This window comes from Amycolatopsis sp. lyj-23, assembly GCF_046549135.1.
Lineage (GTDB): Bacteria > Actinomycetota > Actinomycetes > Mycobacteriales > Pseudonocardiaceae > Amycolatopsis.
Genome location: NZ_JAJPWN010000019.1, coordinates 149,802 through 165,708 on the forward strand (window position 1 = coordinate 149,802; position 15,907 = coordinate 165,708).

The window sequence follows — 15,907 nt, forward strand, 5'->3', positions numbered from 1 at the left end:
CCCGCGGGGACCGGCCCTTTCCTCGTGCGCGCCTCAGGCGGTGGCGACCGGGGTGCGCAGGCGGTGCTGCAGGGCGTCGACCAGGGTGGCGAGGCCGCCGGGGCCGGCGGTGCCGAAGACGTGGTAGTCCGGGCGCACCAGCACCGAGGCCGCCCCGAAGCGGGCCAGGAACGGCCGGTAGACGTCGTCGACGTCCACGCTGTCGTCGAGGCGGACCACGTGCGTCCCGAGCTCGGCCAGGAAGCCCGTGGGCGCGGCTTCGGTGGTCAGGAGCACGAACCCCCGGCCCACGACGTCGTCGAAGAGCCCGGTGGTGCCGCCCACCCGCACGCGGCCCTGCGGTACGACCACGCCCGCACCCGGGCTTTCGTGCCGCAGGCCGCCGGTGAGCGGTTTCGCCGGTTCCGGACGGCCCGCGGGCTTGCCGCGGCGGTTGGCCAGCACGGTCGCGTCCCGCTCGGCCGCGGCTTCCGGGTCGGTCACGCAGATCACCCGGCCCAGCTGCACCGACGCGAGGATGGCTTCCCGGGCCTGTTCCCGGCGTTCCTCGCCGTAACTGTCCAAAAGGGACTCGGGTGCCAGGCCGCGGAGCGTGAGGTCGAGCTTCCACGCCAGGTTGGTGACGTCGCGGATGCCGGAGCACATGCCCTGCCCGGCGAACGGCGGCATGAGGTGCGCCGCGTCGCCGGCGAGCAGGACGTGCCCGGCCCGCCACCGGTCGGCCCACCGGGCCTGGAAGATGTAGGTGGTGCTGCGCAGCAGGGTCGCGGTTTCCGGGGTGACGCCGAAGGGCGCCATCAGCCGCCACGCCGTCTCGTCCCGATTCAGCTCGGCCGCGTTTTCGCCCGGCAGCCGCATGAACTCCCAGCGGCGGCGGCCGGGGCCGCTGCCCACCAGCGTCGTGGGCCGGGCCGGGTCGCAGATCTGGACGTTCGTCGGCACGAACTCGCGCGGCTCGGCCAGCTGGACGTCGCAGAGCAGCCATTCGTAGGAGAAGCCGAGGTCGGTCACCGGCACGTCGAGGTGCTCGCGCACGAAGCTGTTGGCGCCGTCGCAGCCCACGACCCACCGCGCCGAGATCGTCCGCGTCACCTCGTCGGGGTCGGTGGCGCTCACCCGGACGTGCTCGCCGTCGGTGATGGCCACGACCTCGTGCCCGCGCAGCACGGTGATCCCCGGCAGCTGCTGCGCCCGGGCCGCGATGAGCTCCTCCAGCGCCGGCTGGTGCATGGTGTTCGCGTCCGGCCAGCCGTACGGGCCCTCGGTGGTGAAGCCGATGTCCAGCAGCGTTTCGCCGCCGGCGGTCTGCCACTGGTAGCCGTTGGCCGGCGCGGTGATCCGCCCGAGGTCCGGGCCGATGCCGGTGGCGGCCAGCAGCCGGGCCGTCTCGCCGTCGAAGCTCGTCGCGCGCGGCAGCTTGTACGGCCGGGGCCGGCGCTCCAGCACGGTCACCCGCCAGCCGCGCTGGGCCAGCAGCACCGAGAGGGTGGCGCCGACGGGACCGTTGCCGACGATGACGACGTCCGTGTCCGTCAAAGAAACCTCACAGGGTCAGGCGGGCCAGCTGTGCACGCACGCCGTCGAGACGCTGCGGCAGCGACGGGTCACCTTCGGGCCAGCCCAGGTCGATGCCCACGCGGCCGCCGAAGCTGGTCAGCACGTAGCCGCCGAGCGCGATGGTCTCCCGCATCCGGGACGCCGAGTGCAGGTTGGTCAGCCGCAGGCCCTCCGGCGTGCGCAGCGGCGGGGCGACGCCCCAGTTCATGACGCTGACCACGGCGAGGGCGAGCTTCGGGTCCCACGGCTTCGCGGCGGCCGGCCTGCTGAACATGTCGAGGATGCTGCGCTGCACCGAACCGTCGGCGAGGCCGGCGCGCAGCTGCGCGCCGATGGCCCGGCCGATCGCGACGGCGTCGTGCGGGAGCTCCTCCGCCACCTTGAAGCCGACGCCGCCGAGCACGTTCGTGCCCTCGGTCGCGCCGACCGGCGGGGTCAGCCTGCTGCGCAGGTTCACCGAATACCGGTGGACGAGGTCGGTCAGCGGCATGTCGCGGAGTTCGGCCTCGGCCAGCAGGACCGCGCCCGACACCAGGCCGTTGATCGTGACCTTCTCGCGGTGGCCGAGGTTCACCAGCGCCGTCGTTTCGGCTTCGGTCAGCCGGTGCTGGACGACGTGGCGGACGACCGGGTCCGGCCGCGACGCCGTCGGGGCGGCCGGCGGCGGCGCCACCGGGACGGCCGGGGCGCTCGCGTGGATGCCGCGCTCGGCCAGCAGGTCCTCCAGCGACCGCGGGTACGGGTGCGTGCCCAGGTCGAGGGGGACGCCCTCGACGACGTCGGTGTAGGCGGACCACAGCGTCTCGAGGACCGCGGTGGCGTGGTGGGCGTCGGCGACGCTGTGCTGGATCGCCAGGCACACACTGGCCTCGTCGCCGTCGCGGACGACGTTCAGCGCGCTCAGCGACCGGCCCTGGTCGAGGTCCAGCCCGGCCAGCGGCCGGTCGGGGTCGCCGTCGGCGAACCGGACCTCCGGGCGCGCGCCGGACTCCGCGAGCACCGCGCCCTCGCCGGTGAACTCCACCCGGGCCGAGAGGTGGGGGTAGGCGCGGTGGACCGCTTCGAACGCCGTGGTCAGCGCATCCGGGTCGAGCCGGCCCGCCGCGCGCACGGTGTACCCGATGTAGGCCTCTTTGGCGGCGTGGATGCTTTCGCTGGGCGCCAGCGCCCGCCGGACCGCGGCTCGCGTCACGAAGCCCTCCTCGTGGACCCGGTCAGCGCGGGGCCGGCCAGTTTTTCCGTCATCGTCGCGATCATCGGGGCCGCCTGGTCGACCAGGAAGAAGTGCCCGCCCGGCAGCACCCGCAGTTCGGACGGCCCGGTCGTGTGCTCTTCCCAGGCGCGGGCCTCCTCGACCGACACCCGGGGATCGCGGTCGCCGGTGAACACCGTGACCGGGCAGTCCAGCCGCCGTCCGGGTGCGTGCCGGTAGCTCTCAACCGCGCGGTAGTCGCTGCGGATGGCGGGCAGGACCATGGCCAGCAGTTCGGGGTCGGCGAGCATGGCCGCGTCGGACCCGCCGAGCTTCCGCAGCTCGGCGACGAGCCGCTCGTCCGAGACCCCGCGGAAGTCGTCGTCGCGGTAGCGCGACGGCGCCCGGCGCCCGGAGGCGAACAGGTGCGCGGGCGCGGGCAGCCCGGCTTCGGGCATCCGCAGCGCGACTTCGTAGCCGATGATCGCGCCCATGCTGTGCCCGAACAGCGCCAGCGGCCGGTCGCCGAACGGGCGCAGGACTTCCAGCAGCCGGTTCGTCAGCCCGCCGATGCTGTCGATCGGCGGTTCGTGGCGGCGGTCCTGGCGGCCCGGGTACTGGACCGCCAGTACCTCCACCGCGGGAGCGAGGGCCTTGGCCAGCGGGTAGAAGAAGCTGGCCGAGCCGCCGGCGTGGGGCAGGCACACGAGCCGGGCCCGTGCGTCCGGTGCCCGCTCGAAACGGCGCAACCACTTTTCGGCGTCCGGTCGGTGCACGGCGGACTCCCTTCGGATGGGGCTCAAGCGAGTTTCAGGGGGAGTGTCTTGGTCCGGGTGAACGCCGGGCGCAGGATCCACGGGATCTCCTCGCGCGGCACGGCCAGCGCCAGGTCCGGGAACCGGGTGAACAGGCCGTGCAGCGCCACCTCGGCCTCCTGGTAGGCGAGGTGCTGGCCCAGGCAGCGGTGGATACCCTTGCCGAAGGACAGGTGCATCTCGTTGGCGACGCTCAGCCGGTCGACGATCAGCTTGTCCGGCTCCGGGAACTTGCGCGGGTCGGTGTTGGCCGCCAGCAGCAGCGGCGCGACCGGCGTCCCGCGCGGGATCGTGACCCCGCCCAGCTCGACGTCCTCGGACGGGAAGCGGGCCTGGGTGAACTGGAGCGGGCCCAGGCGCTGCAGCTCGCGCACGGCCTGCGCCCACAGCGCCGGCTCGGCCTTCAGCCGGGCGAGCTGGTCCGGGTGCTCGAGCAGGAACAGCACCGAGTTGCCGATCAGGTAGGTCGTCGTCTGGTGCCCGGCCGTGACGAGGCTGAACAGGATCCCGACGATCTCGTCGTCGGAGACCCGGCCCGGGTCCTCGGCCTGGGCCTGCACCAGCGCGGTGACCAGGTCGTCCTTCGGCTCGACGCGGCGGCGGGCCATCAGCTCCCGCGAGAGCGCGATGCACTTGCGCAGCGCGGGCGGGATGCTCGGGCCGTCCATCGTCGCCATCGCGTTGCCCCAGGCGTGCCAGGCCGCGCGGTCCTCCTCGTCGATGCCGACCAGTTCGCAGATGACCGTGACCGGCAGCGGGAAGCAGAACTCTTCGACGATGTCGACCGGCGAGCCGTCCGCGCCCAGCTCGGCCATGTGGTCGAGCAGGTCTTCGGTGATCTTCTCGACGCGTGGCCGCAGCGCGTTGACGCGGCGGCCGGTCAGCGCGTAGGAGACCAGCTTGCGCAGCCGCGTGTGGTCCTCGCCGTCGGCGGTGTTGAGCTTGTTGGCCATCCAGGGGATGAGGTCCTCGGGGAAGTTCATCGCCTTGAACACGCCGTCGCGGATGTCGGCCAGCGGCGAGTCCGACGGCGGGTTGGTGAGGAACCGCGGGTCGGTGAGGACCGTGAGCACGTCTTCGTAGCGGGTGGCCAGCCACATGTCCGGCCCGCCCATCATGGTGCCGATGTTCAGCGTCCCGGTCCCCGGTGACGGCTCCTCGCGCAGCCGCGCGTACCAGCCGAACGGGTCGGCGACCACTTCCGGTGAGAACAGGTCGACCGGCTTGGCCGGCGGCTTGGCGGTGGCGGTCATGGCCGTCCCCTTCCTGTCGGTCACGCGGGCGGTCCCGCTCGCGTGGGCGGGCACGCCGCGGCCCCCGCGTTCGGACGCTAGGGAAGGAGCGCGCGGCGGGGCATCCCCCAACCTGACAGTGCTGGCCGTTGTGTCCTATGTGGACGTTCGGAGCGCTATCAGAACGAGGGATGCCCGCGGCGGCGGCCCTGACTTAATGTCGCCGGAGACCTTGCAGGCCAGGCGTTGATCGACACGCGGTCACGCGAAACGATGCTTAGGGGTACTGGTGACGAAGCCGACTCCGAACGAGATTGGTAAGGGCTACGACGCTTTCGCGGACCTGCTCGACCAGCTCTGGGGCGAAAATCTGCACCACGGGTACTGGGACGACGAGTCCGCGACGCTCGAAGAGGCCACCACGCGGCTGACCGACCGGCTGGCGGGCATGCTGCCGCTGCACGCGGGCGACCGGCTGCTCGACATCGGGTGCGGCAACGGTGAGCCGGCGATCCGGATGGCGACCGCCAACGACGTCATGGTCACCGGCATCTCGATCAGCGAGAAGCAGGTGGAGCGCGCGAACGACCGCGCGTACAAGGCCGACGTCGACGACCGGGTCGTCTTCGAGTACGCCGACGCGATGGAGCTGCCGTACGAGGACGGCTCGTTCGACGTCGTCTGGGCGCTGGAGTCGCTGCACCACATGCCGGACCGCTGGCACGTGATCCGCCAGGCGGCCCGCGTGCTGCGGCCGGGCGGCCGGCTGGCGCTCGGCGACTTCCTGCTCGTCCCGAGCCCGGCCGGGCTCGAAGCGGACGCCGAGCGCGTCCGCGAGGTCGGCAAGGGCGTGGTGGCGGTCGTCCCGCTCGAGGAGTACCAGGCCCACCTGCGTGAGGCCGGTCTCGAGCCCGAGCACGCCGAAGACGTCAGCGAGTACACCCGGCCGTCGTGGGCCAAGGCGGCGGAGCGGTTCGAAGGGCTGCGGGAACAGGCCCTGCAGCACATCGAGGCCGCGCAGTTCGAGGTCACGCTGGGCCGGTTCCGCGCGTTCAGCGACGAACCGTCGCTCGGCTACGTCCTCCTGACCGCGCGCAAGCCCGAGTGAGGAAGCCCGAGACCATGGCCGGAACCACGCAGATGACCGAAGAGAACCTCCGCGGCCTGTTCGCCCGGATGACCGGGGACGAGAAGCACGGCTGGGCCGCGGCGTCGACGCTGCACGCGATCTGGGTGCTCTACGAACGCGTGCTCAACGTGTCGCCGTCGAACATCGACGACCCCGACCGCGACCGCTTCTACCTTTCCAAGGGACACGGCCCGATGGCCTACTACGCGGTCCTCGCTGCGAAGGGGTTCATGGCGCCGGAGACGCTGGACACCTGGCGGCAGTGGGGTTCGCCGCTGGGCATGCACCCGGACCGCACCCTGGCCCCCGGCGTCGAGATCAGCGCCGGTTCGCTGGGGCACGGGCTGCCGCTGGGCGTCGGCACCGCGCTCGGGCTGCGCGCCCAGGGCCGCGACGCCCGCGTGTTCGTCCTGATGGGCGACGGCGAGTTCGACGAAGGCAGCAACCACGAGACGATGTCGATCGCCGGCCGCCTCGGCCTCGACCGCCTCACCGCGATCGTCATCGACAACAAGACCGCCAGCCTCGGCTGGCCGGGCGGCATCGCCGGGCGCTTCGAGCAGGAGGGCTGGGCCGCGACCACGGTCGACGGCCGCGACCACGACGCGCTGGAGAAGGCGCTGACCGGGGAGACCGACGGGCGGCCGCGGGCCGTCGTCGCGGAGATCCTCCCGATCGAGGAAGGGGCGGGCGCATGACCGCGCAGGTGACGAGGAAGCAGATGCGGACCGTCTTCGCCGAGACGGTGATCGAGTCGCTGGCCACGGACCCGCGGGTGGTCATGCTGACCGCCGACATCTCGTCGTGGTTCTTCTGGGACGTGAAGAAGGAGTTCCCGGACCGCGTGCACAACTTCGGCATCCGCGAGCAGGCGATGATCGACATCGCCGGCGGCTTCGCGCTGGCCGGGCAGCGGCCGGTGGTGCACACCTACGCGCCGTTCCTGGTCGAGCGGCCGTTCGAGCAGATCAAGATCGGCCTCGGCCACCAGGACGTCGGCGCGGTGCTGGTCAGCGTGGGTGCCTCCTACGACGACCCGTCGTGGGGCCGCACCCACCAGGCGCCCGGTGACGTGGCGCTGCTGGACACGCTGCCGGGCTGGACGATCCACGTGCCGGGGCACGAGGACGAGGTCGCGCCGCTGCTGAGCCAGGCGATCGCGGGCGACAACCGCGTCTACGTCCGGCTGTCCGAACGCGCGAACAGCGAGCCGGTGCCGGTGTCGGACGGGTTCACCGTGCTGCGCCGGGGCCGCGCGGGCGTGGTGGTCGCGGTCGGCCCGGTGCTGGACCAGGTCCTGGCCGCCACGGCCACGGCGGACGTGACGGTGCTGTACGCGTCGACGATCCGCCCGTTCGACCACGCGGGCCTCCGGGCCGCGGTGGACGCGTCGGCGCCGAACGTGGTGCTGGTCGAGCCGTACCTGCGCGGCACGTCGGCGTTCGAGGTCACCGAGGCGCTGGCGGACGTCCCGCACCGCCTCCGCTCCTTCGGCACCTGGCGCGACCGCGAAGCCCGCGTCTACGGCACGCCCGAGGAGCACGACCGCCTGTTCGGCCTGGACGCCGAGTCGCTGGCGGACGCGATCACCCGTTTCGTCGCCTGACGACGAGCGGAACCCGGCCGGCTCCCCACCCCACCGTTCACCCCCAGTCGGTGAGGCGAGGAGCCGGCTTCCGCATGCCCACCCACCCCCGAGTCCCGCCCCCAATCACACGAGTCACGGCCCCAGTCACGCGAGTCCCGCCCCCAGTCACGCGAGTCCCGCCCCCAGTCACGCGAGATACCCCTCCAATCACGCGAGATGCCCGCTCAAGCACGCGAGATGCCCCTCCAGTCACGCGTGCTGCCTCTTCCGTCACGCCGTGAGCGAGCCGCCCGGTGGCGCCATCCGCTCCCAAGCGCATCCCGGACACAAGAAAAGGCCCGGACCGCCGTTCTCCTGCGGTCCGGGCCTTTCTCTCCATGTCCTAGGGAGCGTCCCAGGCGATCGGCAGCGAGTGCACGCCGTAGGTCAGCATGTCGTTGCGCAGCGGGACCTCCTCCGGCGGCACCGCCAGCCGGAGGTTCGGCAGCCGGCGCAGCAGCTCCGCGTACCCCGCCTGCATCTCCATCCGGGCCAGCTGCTGGCCGAGGCACTGGTGCACGCCGTGGCCGAAGGCCAGGTGGGGGCCGCGGGGGCGGGTCAGGTCGAGGTCCGGGTCCGGCCACTGCCGCTCGTCGCGGTTGGTGGCGACCACCGAAACGACCACGGTCGAACCCGCCGGGATGTGCTCGCCCGCGAACTCCAGGTCCTCCTTGGCGAACCGGAAGATCCCGGGGTTCACCACGGACAGGTACCGCAGCAGCTCCTCGACGGCGTCGGCGATGCGGTCCGGGTTGTCGCGCAGCGTGGCGAGCTGTTGGGGGCGCTGCAGCAGCACGAAGATGCCCAGCCCCAGCATGCTCGCGGTCGTGTCGTAGCCGGCGATGAGCAGCAGGTTGCCGATGTTGATCAGCTCGTCGTCGGTGAGCGCGGGGTCCGCGCCGGCGTGGTGGATCAGGCCGGAAATGAGGTCGCCCGCCGGGTTCTTCCGCTTGTCCGTGACGAGCTCCTGCATGAACGCGCGCAGGGCGTCGGCGTTCTTGACCGCCTCCGCGACCGGTGCGTTCATCTGCAGCAGGGCCGCCGCGCGCTGCTGGAACTCCGCCCGGTCCTCGTAGCGGACCCCGAGCAGCTCGCAGATCATCAGCGACGGCGCGGGGAACGCGAACTCCGTCATCAGGTCGGCGGTGGTTCCGCCGGCCAGCATGGCGTCCACGCGCCCGGCGACGATCTCGTCGATCCGGGCCCCGAGTTCGCGGATCCGGCGGACGGTGAACTGCCCGGTGAGCAGTTTCCGGTACCGGGTGTGCTCGGGCGGGTCCATGTTGATGAACGACCCGGCCCGCGCCTTGTCGTCGCGCAGGCGCTCCCGGAATTCGGCCGACAGTTCCTTGAACCGCGGGTGGTACTGGAACCGGTCGGAGGAAAAGCGCGGGTCCGACAGCACCGCGCGCGCTTCCTCGTAGCCGGAAACCAGCCAGAACGGGTCGCCGGCGGCGAGCGTCGCGCGGGCGACGGGCCCCCGTTCCGCGACGGCCACCAGCGCGGGCGGCACGTGGAACGGATCTTCGCGCCGGACGAACTCCAGGGGAAGCGGTGAGCGCAGCGATTCGTTGCTGGGCGCGTTTTCGGTCACGTTGGTCGTCACTGCGGAGGAACTCCATTCCCGGATCGCCGGACAAGCCTCAGCGCGGAGCCTAAGTTCCGCGCGGCCGGGCGGGCATCCCCCGGCTTGATAGGTCACCGGGCGCAACTATCAACGTAGGGGTGGTGCCCCGGCGGCGGCGTTCCCCAGCATGGGGTGGTCCTCACCCCCTGCCGAACGAGGTGTGTCCCGTGCCCGACGTCCTGCTGCTGAACGGCCCCAACCTGGGCATCCTCGGCCGCCGCGAGCCCGAGATCTACGGCACCGACACGCTGGCCGACATCGAGAAAGCGGTCGCCGAGGAGGTCCGGCCCCGCGGCTGGACCGTCGTCTCGGTCCAACGCGACGGCGAGGGGGAGCTGGTCGGCGCGATCCACGCGCACCGCGACACCACGGTCGGTGCGATCGTCAACCCCGGTGCGCTGATGATCGCCGGCTGGAGCCTGCGTGACGCGCTGGCCAGCTACGAGCCGCCGTGGGTCGAGGTCCACCTGAGCAACGTCTGGGCGCGCGAGCAGTTCCGGCACGAGTCGGTCATCGCGCCGCTGGCGAGCGGGGTGGTGGTGGGCCTCGGCGCGTTCGGCTACCGCCTGGCCGCGCGGGCCCTGCTGCACCTGTCCGCCGAACCGGGGAACGGGCTGAGCTGAACGCCGCAGCCGCCGCGTGGTGGTTTTCGCCGCGGCGGTGATCAAGTATTCCGGGACGGGCCGCCGTGACCTGGTGGTCCGGTCCAGCGTTACCGCGAACCTCGGCCGACCGTATGGTTTGTTGACTACTAACCGTTTGCCCGCTAGTCCATCGGGTTGATTCGGTCTGGGCCTTATCCAAGAATCTTCCTGTGTGGCAAGGAAAAGCGCCTCGTTCAGCATTCTGAAAGGTTGTGACCGCCGTCACATCGCCGGTGACGGGCAGTCGACCCGAAGCTACTGTGGGCCAAGCAAGCTGTTAATCTTTAACGTGTCAACCTGGGGAGGTTGCAGTGACGCGCCCGCCGCGCCTTGCGCGGGGCCCGTCACGCACTGGCTGAAACAAATCTGCGCTCCGCGCCAACACCTGTTCAACGCGGGGCGCTCTACATTGGGGGGAACGGCCCCTACGGGGCGTGCCGTTCAAGCTCGGTGTCGGGAGAAATCCCCTGAAGCGCGGCGCGCCAAGAAATCGAATCCGCTTCGTCTACCACTGGGGGATAGCCGATCGATGTTGGACGTACAAAACTTGCAAATGCCCCAGAATCCGTTCGCCGGGTTCGGTGACGATTTGATGCAGCGGTCCTGCGACACCGCTGGGTTCCTCCGCCGCTCCGCCTCGTCGTGGTTCAACGGGCGGCTCGACGCGGGCTTGCACTGCGCCAGGGCAGCGGCCGCGGGCAGCAACCGGGAGTCGGGCGAACTGACGCAGCTCGCCCAGTTCTGGTACGTCGGATTGCTGATCAAGGCCCGCGACCTCGATGCGGGCCGCCGGGTGCTCGCGTCGGTCGAGTCGGGCCGGGGCGGCGCGGCCTCCGACCGCATGACCGCCGTCGAGCACAACGTCCGGGGCAGCCTGCTGTTCGCCAAGGGCGACGTCGACGACGCGATGGCGGAGATCAGCACCGGCCTGCGGATCGCCGAAGGGTGCGGCGACCGGTCCCTGCGGCCGCCGAGCTACGTGGTGCTGGCGCTGGGTGCGCTGCGCCGGGCGGACATGCGGGCGTGCCGCCACTTCGTCGACAAGCTGGCGGACGAAGCGCTGCTCGGTTACTTCGGGCAGGCGCCGGGTGCGTGGGTGGCCGCGCAGGCCGTGGAAGCCCGCAGCGGCGTCGAGAGCGCGTCGAGCCTGATCGCCGGCATCGTCACGAACCCGGTCGTGCTCCGGCAGCTGCTGGTCTCGGAACCGGCGGCGGCGTCCTGGCTGGTCCGCGCCTGCGGCAAGCTGGGCGCGCACGAGCTGGCGCGGGATTCGGTGGAGGCGGCCGCCGCGATGGCGGCCGAGCAGCCGGAGTTCAGCGTGATCCGCGGCTCGGCCCTGCACGCGGCGGGCCTGCTGGAGCAGGACCCGGCCAAGCTGCACGAGGCGGCCGACATCCACCCGGACCGCTGGTGCGCGGCGTCGGCGCGCGAGGACCTGGCCACGCTGCTGGCGGCCCGGTGCTCCGAGCGCGACCGGACCATCCGCATCCTCGAGTCGGTCCTGGACGCGTACACGGCGGTGAGCGCGACCCGCGACTCCGCGCGGGTGGTGAACAAGCTCCGCGAGTACGGCATCCGCCGCGGCACGACCCGGACGGTGGAGTGCGACGGCCTCGTGCCGCACGGGCTGACGAACACGGAGTTCGCGGTCGCGGAGCTGGTGAGCCAGGGCCACACGAACAACGAGGTGGGCAGGCAGCTGTTCATCTCCCGGCACACGGTGGCGTTCCACCTGAAGAAGGTGTTCCAGAAGATGAACATCACCTCGAGGGTCGAGCTGGCCGCGGCGTGGAAGGTGTTCTCGTAGGTGGCCGGGTCCCGTGCGGTTGGGTGCCGTGACGGGATCGGGTGACCGAGCGGACGCGCAACGTGGTCACGCCGCGGTGGAGGGCGGCGCGGGCTTCGGGTCTCAGGAAGAGAGGAGTGAGCCCTCGGCGGCGCCGGGGACGCAGGGGTGGCCACGGCTGCGGGAGCCGTGGCTCCGGGGGTGGCGCGCGCGGTCGCCCGCCGCCCGTGAGCGCCCCCCCGACACGCCCCGCCGAACCCGTGGTCCGGGAATCTCCGCGCCGCCTCCGTGGCCTTCGCCATAGCCGCCGCGGCCCGGTGAAACCGCAGGTAGAGCCGCCAAGGTGGCGTTACCGGCCGGTAGCTGGAATGATATTCGACCGCTCACGCTCCGCTGAACCTCTTCCACGCTGCGCCAACCGGCGGGACCCCCGTGTGGCATCTTGACTGGAAGCGCCGGTGGGGTCACGCTTACTCCCGACGGCGAAACCGGGGCCCTTGCGGGAGGGACCACCGGGTCGCCCGGAGGCATACCTGAAGACGTTGCGAAGCAGGCTGGGCCCCATCTGGAGAGCCCCCTGGACAGGCCGCGACGTTCGGGCTAGACTGTCTCTTTGCGCTGCCCTCTTTCAGGCTGCCCGGAGCCGGTAGTTAGGATAGTGGGCACACGGCACCCTTGACAGTCGCTGATAGCTGTTGCTATGGCGGCCGTCACCGCTCATTGTCCCCGGAAGGACGCATCTTGGCAGTCTCTCCCGCGAACCAGGCCACTGCTGCGACCACCTCGGCTGAATCTCGCTCGGAGGCCACGGGTATCCCCGGCGCGCCCAAGCGGGTTTCCTTCGCAAAGATTCGCGAACCCCTGAACACCCCCAACCTGCTCGACGTCCAGATCCAGTCGTTCCAGTGGTTCACCGGGGACGAAGCGTGGTTCCAGCGCCGTGTCGAGGAAGGTGAGGAGAACCCGGTCGGCGGCCTCGAAGAGGTCCTCAACGAGATCTCGCCGATCGAAGACTTCTCCGGTTCGATGTCCCTGTCCTTCTCCGCCCCGCGCTTCGACGAGGTCAAGGCCTCGATCGAGGAGTGCAAGGACAAGGACATGACGTACGCGGCCCCGCTGTTCGTCACGGCGGAGTTCGTCAACAACAACACGGGCGAGATCAAGAGCCAGACGGTCTTCCTGGGCGACTTCCCGGTGATGACCGACAAGGGCACCTTCGTCATCAACGGCACCGAGCGTGTCGTGGTGTCCCAGCTGGTCCGCTCGCCGGGTGTCTACTACTCGAAGGACATCGACAAGACCTCCGACAAGGACGTCTTCAGCGTCCGGGTCATCCCGAGCCGGGGTGCCTGGCTGGAGTTCGACGTCGACAAGCGCGACACCGTCGGCGTCCGCATCGACCGCAAGCGCCGCCAGCCGGTCACCGTGCTGCTGAAGGCGCTCGGCTGGACCACCGAGGCGATCCGCGAGCGCTTCTCCTTCTCGGAGACGCTGCTCGCCACCCTCGAGAAGGACCACACGGCAGGCACCGACGAGGCGCTGCTCGACATCTACCGCAAGCTCCGCCCGGGCGAGCCGCCCACGAAGGAGAGCGCGCAGACCCTGCTGGAGAACCTGTTCTTCAAGGCGAAGCGCTACGACCTGGCCAAGGTCGGCCGGTACAAGGTCAACAAGAAGCTGGGCCTCTCGACCCCGATCGAGAACGGCACGCTGACCGAAGAGGACATCGTCACGATCATCGAGTACCTGGTCCGGCTGCACGCCGGCGAGGACAAGATGACCGCCGCGAACGGGACCGAGATCCCGGTCGAGACCGACGACATCGACCACTTCGGCAACCGCCGCATCCGCACCGTCGGCGAGCTGATCCAGAACCAGATCCGGGTCGGCCTGTCGCGCACCGAGCGCGTCGTCCGCGAGCGCATGACCACGCAGGACGTCGAGGCGATCACCCCGCAGACCCTGATCAACATCCGCCCGATCGGCGCGGCGATCAAGGAGTTCTTCGGCACCTCGCAGCTGTCGCAGTTCATGCAGCAGACGAACCCGATCGACGGCCTGACCCACAAGCGCCGCCTCAACGCGCTGGGCCCGGGTGGTCTGTCGCGTGAGCGCGCCGGCATGGAGGTCCGGGACGTCCACCCGTCGCACTACGGCCGGATGTGCCCGATCGAGACGCCGGAAGGCCCGAACATCGGCCTGATCGGCTCGCTCTGCTCGTACGCGCGGGTCAACCCGTTCGGCTTCATCGAGACGCCGTACCGCAAGGTCGTCGAGGGCCGGGTCACCGACCAGATCGACTACCTGACCGCGGACGAAGAGGACCGGTTCGTCAAGGCACAGGCCAACGCGCCGATCTCGGACGACGGCACCTTCGTCGAAGACCGGGTCATGGCCCGCCGCAAGGGCGGCGAGGTCGAGCTGATCGACCCGCTCGACATCGACTACATGGACGTGTCGCCGCGGCAGATGGTGTCGATCGCGACGGCGATGATCCCGTTCCTCGAGCACGACGACGCGAACCGCGCGCTGATGGGCGCGAACATGCAGCGCCAGGCCGTGCCGCTGCTCCGCAGCCAGGCGCCGTACGTCGGCACCGGCGTGGAGCTGCGCGCCGCGATCGACTCCGGCGACATGCTGGTGGCCGAGCAGTCGGGCGTGGTCGAGGAGCTCTCGGCCGACCTGATCACGGTCATGCACGACGACGGCACGCGGAAGGCCTACAGCCTCTACAAGTTCCGCCGCTCGAACCACGGCACCTGCTTCAACCACCGCCCGATCGTCAACGAGGGCGACCGGGTGGAAGCCGGCCAGGTCATCGCCGACGGCCCGTCCACCGAAAACGGTGAGGTGGCCCTGGGCAAGAACCTGCTGGTCGCGGTCATGCCGTGGGAAGGCCACAACTACGAGGACGCGATCATCCTCTCCGAGCGCCTGGTGCAGGACGACGTGCTGACGTCGATCCACATCGAGGAGCACGAGATCGACGCCCGCGACACGAAGCTGGGCGCCGAGGAGATCACCCGGGACATCCCGAACGTCTCCGAAGAGGTACTGGCCGACCTCGACGAACGCGGCATCATCCGGATCGGTGCCGAGGTCCGCGACGGCGACATCCTGGTCGGCAAGGTCACGCCGAAGGGCGAGACCGAGCTGACCCCGGAGGAGCGCCTGCTCCGCGCGATCTTCGGTGAGAAGGCCCGCGAAGTCCGCGACACCTCGCTGAAGGTGCCGCACGGCGAGACCGGCAAGGTCATCGGCATTCGCGTGTTCTCGCGCGAGGACGACGACGAGCTGCCCCCGGGCGTCAACGAGCTGGTCCGCGTCTACGTGGCCCAGAAGCGCAAGATCCAGCCGGGCGACAAGCTCGCCGGCCGGCACGGCAACAAGGGTGTCATCGGCAAGATCCTGCCGGTCGAGGACATGCCGTTCATGGAGGACGGCACCCCGGTCGACATCATCCTGAACACCCACGGTGTCCCGCGCCGGATGAACATCGGCCAGATCCTCGAGCTGCACCTCGGCTGGCTGGCCTCGCAGGGCTGGACGATCGAGGGCGACCCGGACTGGGCGAAGAACCTGTCGCCCGAGCTCCGCGACGTCGCGCCGGGCACGAACACCGCCACCCCGGTGTTCGACGGCGCGAAGGAGGAGGAGCTCACCGGGCTGCTCAGCGCGACCAAGCCGAACCGCGACGGCGAGCGGATGGTCAAGGAGAACGGGAAGGCCAACCTGTTCGACGGCCGCTCCGGCGAGCCGTACCCGTACCCGGTCGCGGTCGGCTACATGTACATCCTGAAGCTGCACCACCTGGTCGACGACAAGATCCACGCCCGCTCCACCGGTCCGTACTCGATGATCACGCAGCAGCCGCTGGGTGGTAAGGCGCAGTTCGGTGGCCAGCGCTTCGGTGAGATGGAGTGCTGGGCGATGCAGGCGTACGGCGCCGCCTACACGCTGCAGGAGCTGCTGACGATCAAGTCGGACGACGTGGTCGGCCGCGTCAAGGTGTACGAGGCCATCGTCAAGGGCGAGAACATCCCCGAGCCGGGCATCCCGGAGTCGTTCAAGGTGCTCCTCAAGGAGCTCCAGTCGCTGTGCCTCAACGTCGAGGTGCTCTCGAGCGACGGTGCGGCGATCGAGATGCGCGACTCCGACGACGAGGACCTCGAGCGCGCCGCGGCCAACCTCGGCATCAACCTGTCCCGCAACGAGTCGCCCTCGGTGGACGACGTCGTGCACTGATCGCGAGCTGAGCTGGGCCCGGCCTCCCGCAGGGCCCAGCTCGCCCGCCAACC

General features: G+C 70.7%; 11 protein-coding genes. 6 read left to right on the plus strand and 5 right to left on the minus strand.

What is annotated here, in order from left to right; translation table 11 throughout:
- Positions 1 to 33: 33 nt before the first annotated feature.
- From ACLJPY_RS38885 to ACLJPY_RS38900, 4 genes are read right to left on the minus strand one after another with little or no spacing between them, the layout of a single operon-like run.
- Entirely contained in the window at positions 34 to 1,536 is a 1,503-nt protein-coding gene (locus ACLJPY_RS38885) for a bifunctional 3-(3-hydroxy-phenyl)propionate/3-hydroxycinnamic acid hydroxylase (protein ID WP_410595986.1), read from the minus strand.
- Between the two features lie 7 nt (positions 1,537 to 1,543).
- Positions 1,544 to 2,749 (minus strand): phthiocerol/phthiodiolone dimycocerosyl transferase family protein, encoded by a 1,206-nt coding sequence (locus tag ACLJPY_RS38890; protein WP_410595987.1) that lies wholly within the window; start codon positions 2,747 to 2,749, stop codon positions 1,544 to 1,546.
- Positions 2,746 to 3,498 carry a thioesterase II family protein gene (locus tag ACLJPY_RS38895; protein ID WP_410596066.1) on the minus strand — a complete coding sequence of 251 codons (753 nt, stop codon included), beginning with the start codon at positions 3,496 to 3,498 and terminating at the stop codon, positions 2,746 to 2,748. Before ACLJPY_RS38895 ends, ACLJPY_RS38890 begins: the two co-directional genes overlap by 4 nt.
- 50 nt (positions 3,499 to 3,548) lie before the next feature.
- Positions 3,549 to 4,817, minus strand: a complete 1,269-nt coding sequence (locus ACLJPY_RS38900) for a cytochrome P450 family protein (protein WP_410595988.1) — start codon at positions 4,815 to 4,817, stop codon at positions 3,549 to 3,551.
- A gap of 268 nt (positions 4,818 to 5,085) precedes the next feature.
- Here ACLJPY_RS38900 and ACLJPY_RS38905 point away from each other — a divergent pair, with 268 nt between their 5' ends.
- Genes ACLJPY_RS38905 through ACLJPY_RS38915 form a run of 3 tightly spaced genes read left to right on the plus strand, consistent with a single transcriptional unit; the run spans position 5,086 to position 7,531 of the window.
- Positions 5,086 to 5,904, plus strand: a complete 819-nt coding sequence (locus ACLJPY_RS38905) for a 27-O-demethylrifamycin SV methyltransferase (protein ID WP_410595989.1) — start codon at positions 5,086 to 5,088, stop codon at positions 5,902 to 5,904.
- A gap of 14 nt (positions 5,905 to 5,918) precedes the next feature.
- Positions 5,919 to 6,623 (plus strand): thiamine pyrophosphate-dependent enzyme, encoded by a 705-nt coding sequence (locus ACLJPY_RS38910; protein WP_410595990.1) that lies wholly within the window; start codon positions 5,919 to 5,921, stop codon positions 6,621 to 6,623.
- Positions 6,620 to 7,531, plus strand: coding sequence for a transketolase family protein (locus ACLJPY_RS38915; protein WP_410595991.1), 912 nt, complete (start codon positions 6,620 to 6,622; stop codon positions 7,529 to 7,531). The genes ACLJPY_RS38910 and ACLJPY_RS38915 overlap by 4 nt, the downstream gene beginning before the upstream one ends.
- A 364-nt stretch (positions 7,532 to 7,895) precedes the next feature.
- On the opposite strand, the gene ACLJPY_RS38920 is transcribed toward ACLJPY_RS38915, so the two are convergent.
- Positions 7,896 to 9,158, minus strand: coding sequence for a cytochrome P450 (locus ACLJPY_RS38920; protein WP_410595992.1), 1,263 nt, complete (start codon positions 9,156 to 9,158; stop codon positions 7,896 to 7,898).
- 188 nt (positions 9,159 to 9,346) lie between these two features.
- On the opposite strand from ACLJPY_RS38920, the gene ACLJPY_RS38925 reads away from it, so the two are divergent.
- The 3 genes from ACLJPY_RS38925 (at position 9,347) to ACLJPY_RS38935 (ending at position 15,854) form a co-directional block, all read left to right on the plus strand.
- Positions 9,347 to 9,802: a type II 3-dehydroquinate dehydratase gene (locus ACLJPY_RS38925; RefSeq protein ID WP_410595993.1), complete on the plus strand. Its 456-nt coding sequence runs from the start codon at positions 9,347 to 9,349 to the stop codon at positions 9,800 to 9,802.
- A gap of 574 nt (positions 9,803 to 10,376) precedes the next feature.
- Positions 10,377 to 11,630, plus strand: coding sequence for a helix-turn-helix transcriptional regulator (locus ACLJPY_RS38930; protein ID WP_410595994.1), 1,254 nt, complete (start codon positions 10,377 to 10,379; stop codon positions 11,628 to 11,630).
- 720 nt (positions 11,631 to 12,350) lie between these two features.
- Positions 12,351 to 15,854, plus strand: coding sequence for a DNA-directed RNA polymerase subunit beta (locus tag ACLJPY_RS38935; protein ID WP_410595995.1), 3,504 nt, complete (start codon positions 12,351 to 12,353; stop codon positions 15,852 to 15,854).
- The last annotated feature ends 53 nt before the right edge of the window (positions 15,855 to 15,907 follow it).

Excerpts from the sequence above, each read along its gene's own strand:
- ACLJPY_RS38910 (WP_410595990.1), top strand. The coding sequence starts at position 5,919 with ATGGCCGGAACCACGCAGATGACCGAAGAGAACCTCCGCGGCCTGTTC.
- ACLJPY_RS38900 (WP_410595988.1), bottom strand. The coding sequence starts at position 4,817 with ATGACCGCCACCGCCAAGCCGCCGGCCAAGCCGGTCGACCTGTTCTCA.
- ACLJPY_RS38915 (WP_410595991.1), top strand. The coding sequence starts at position 6,620 with ATGACCGCGCAGGTGACGAGGAAGCAGATGCGGACCGTCTTCGCCGAG.
- ACLJPY_RS38930 (WP_410595994.1), top strand. The coding sequence starts at position 10,377 with ATGCCCCAGAATCCGTTCGCCGGGTTCGGTGACGATTTGATGCAGCGG.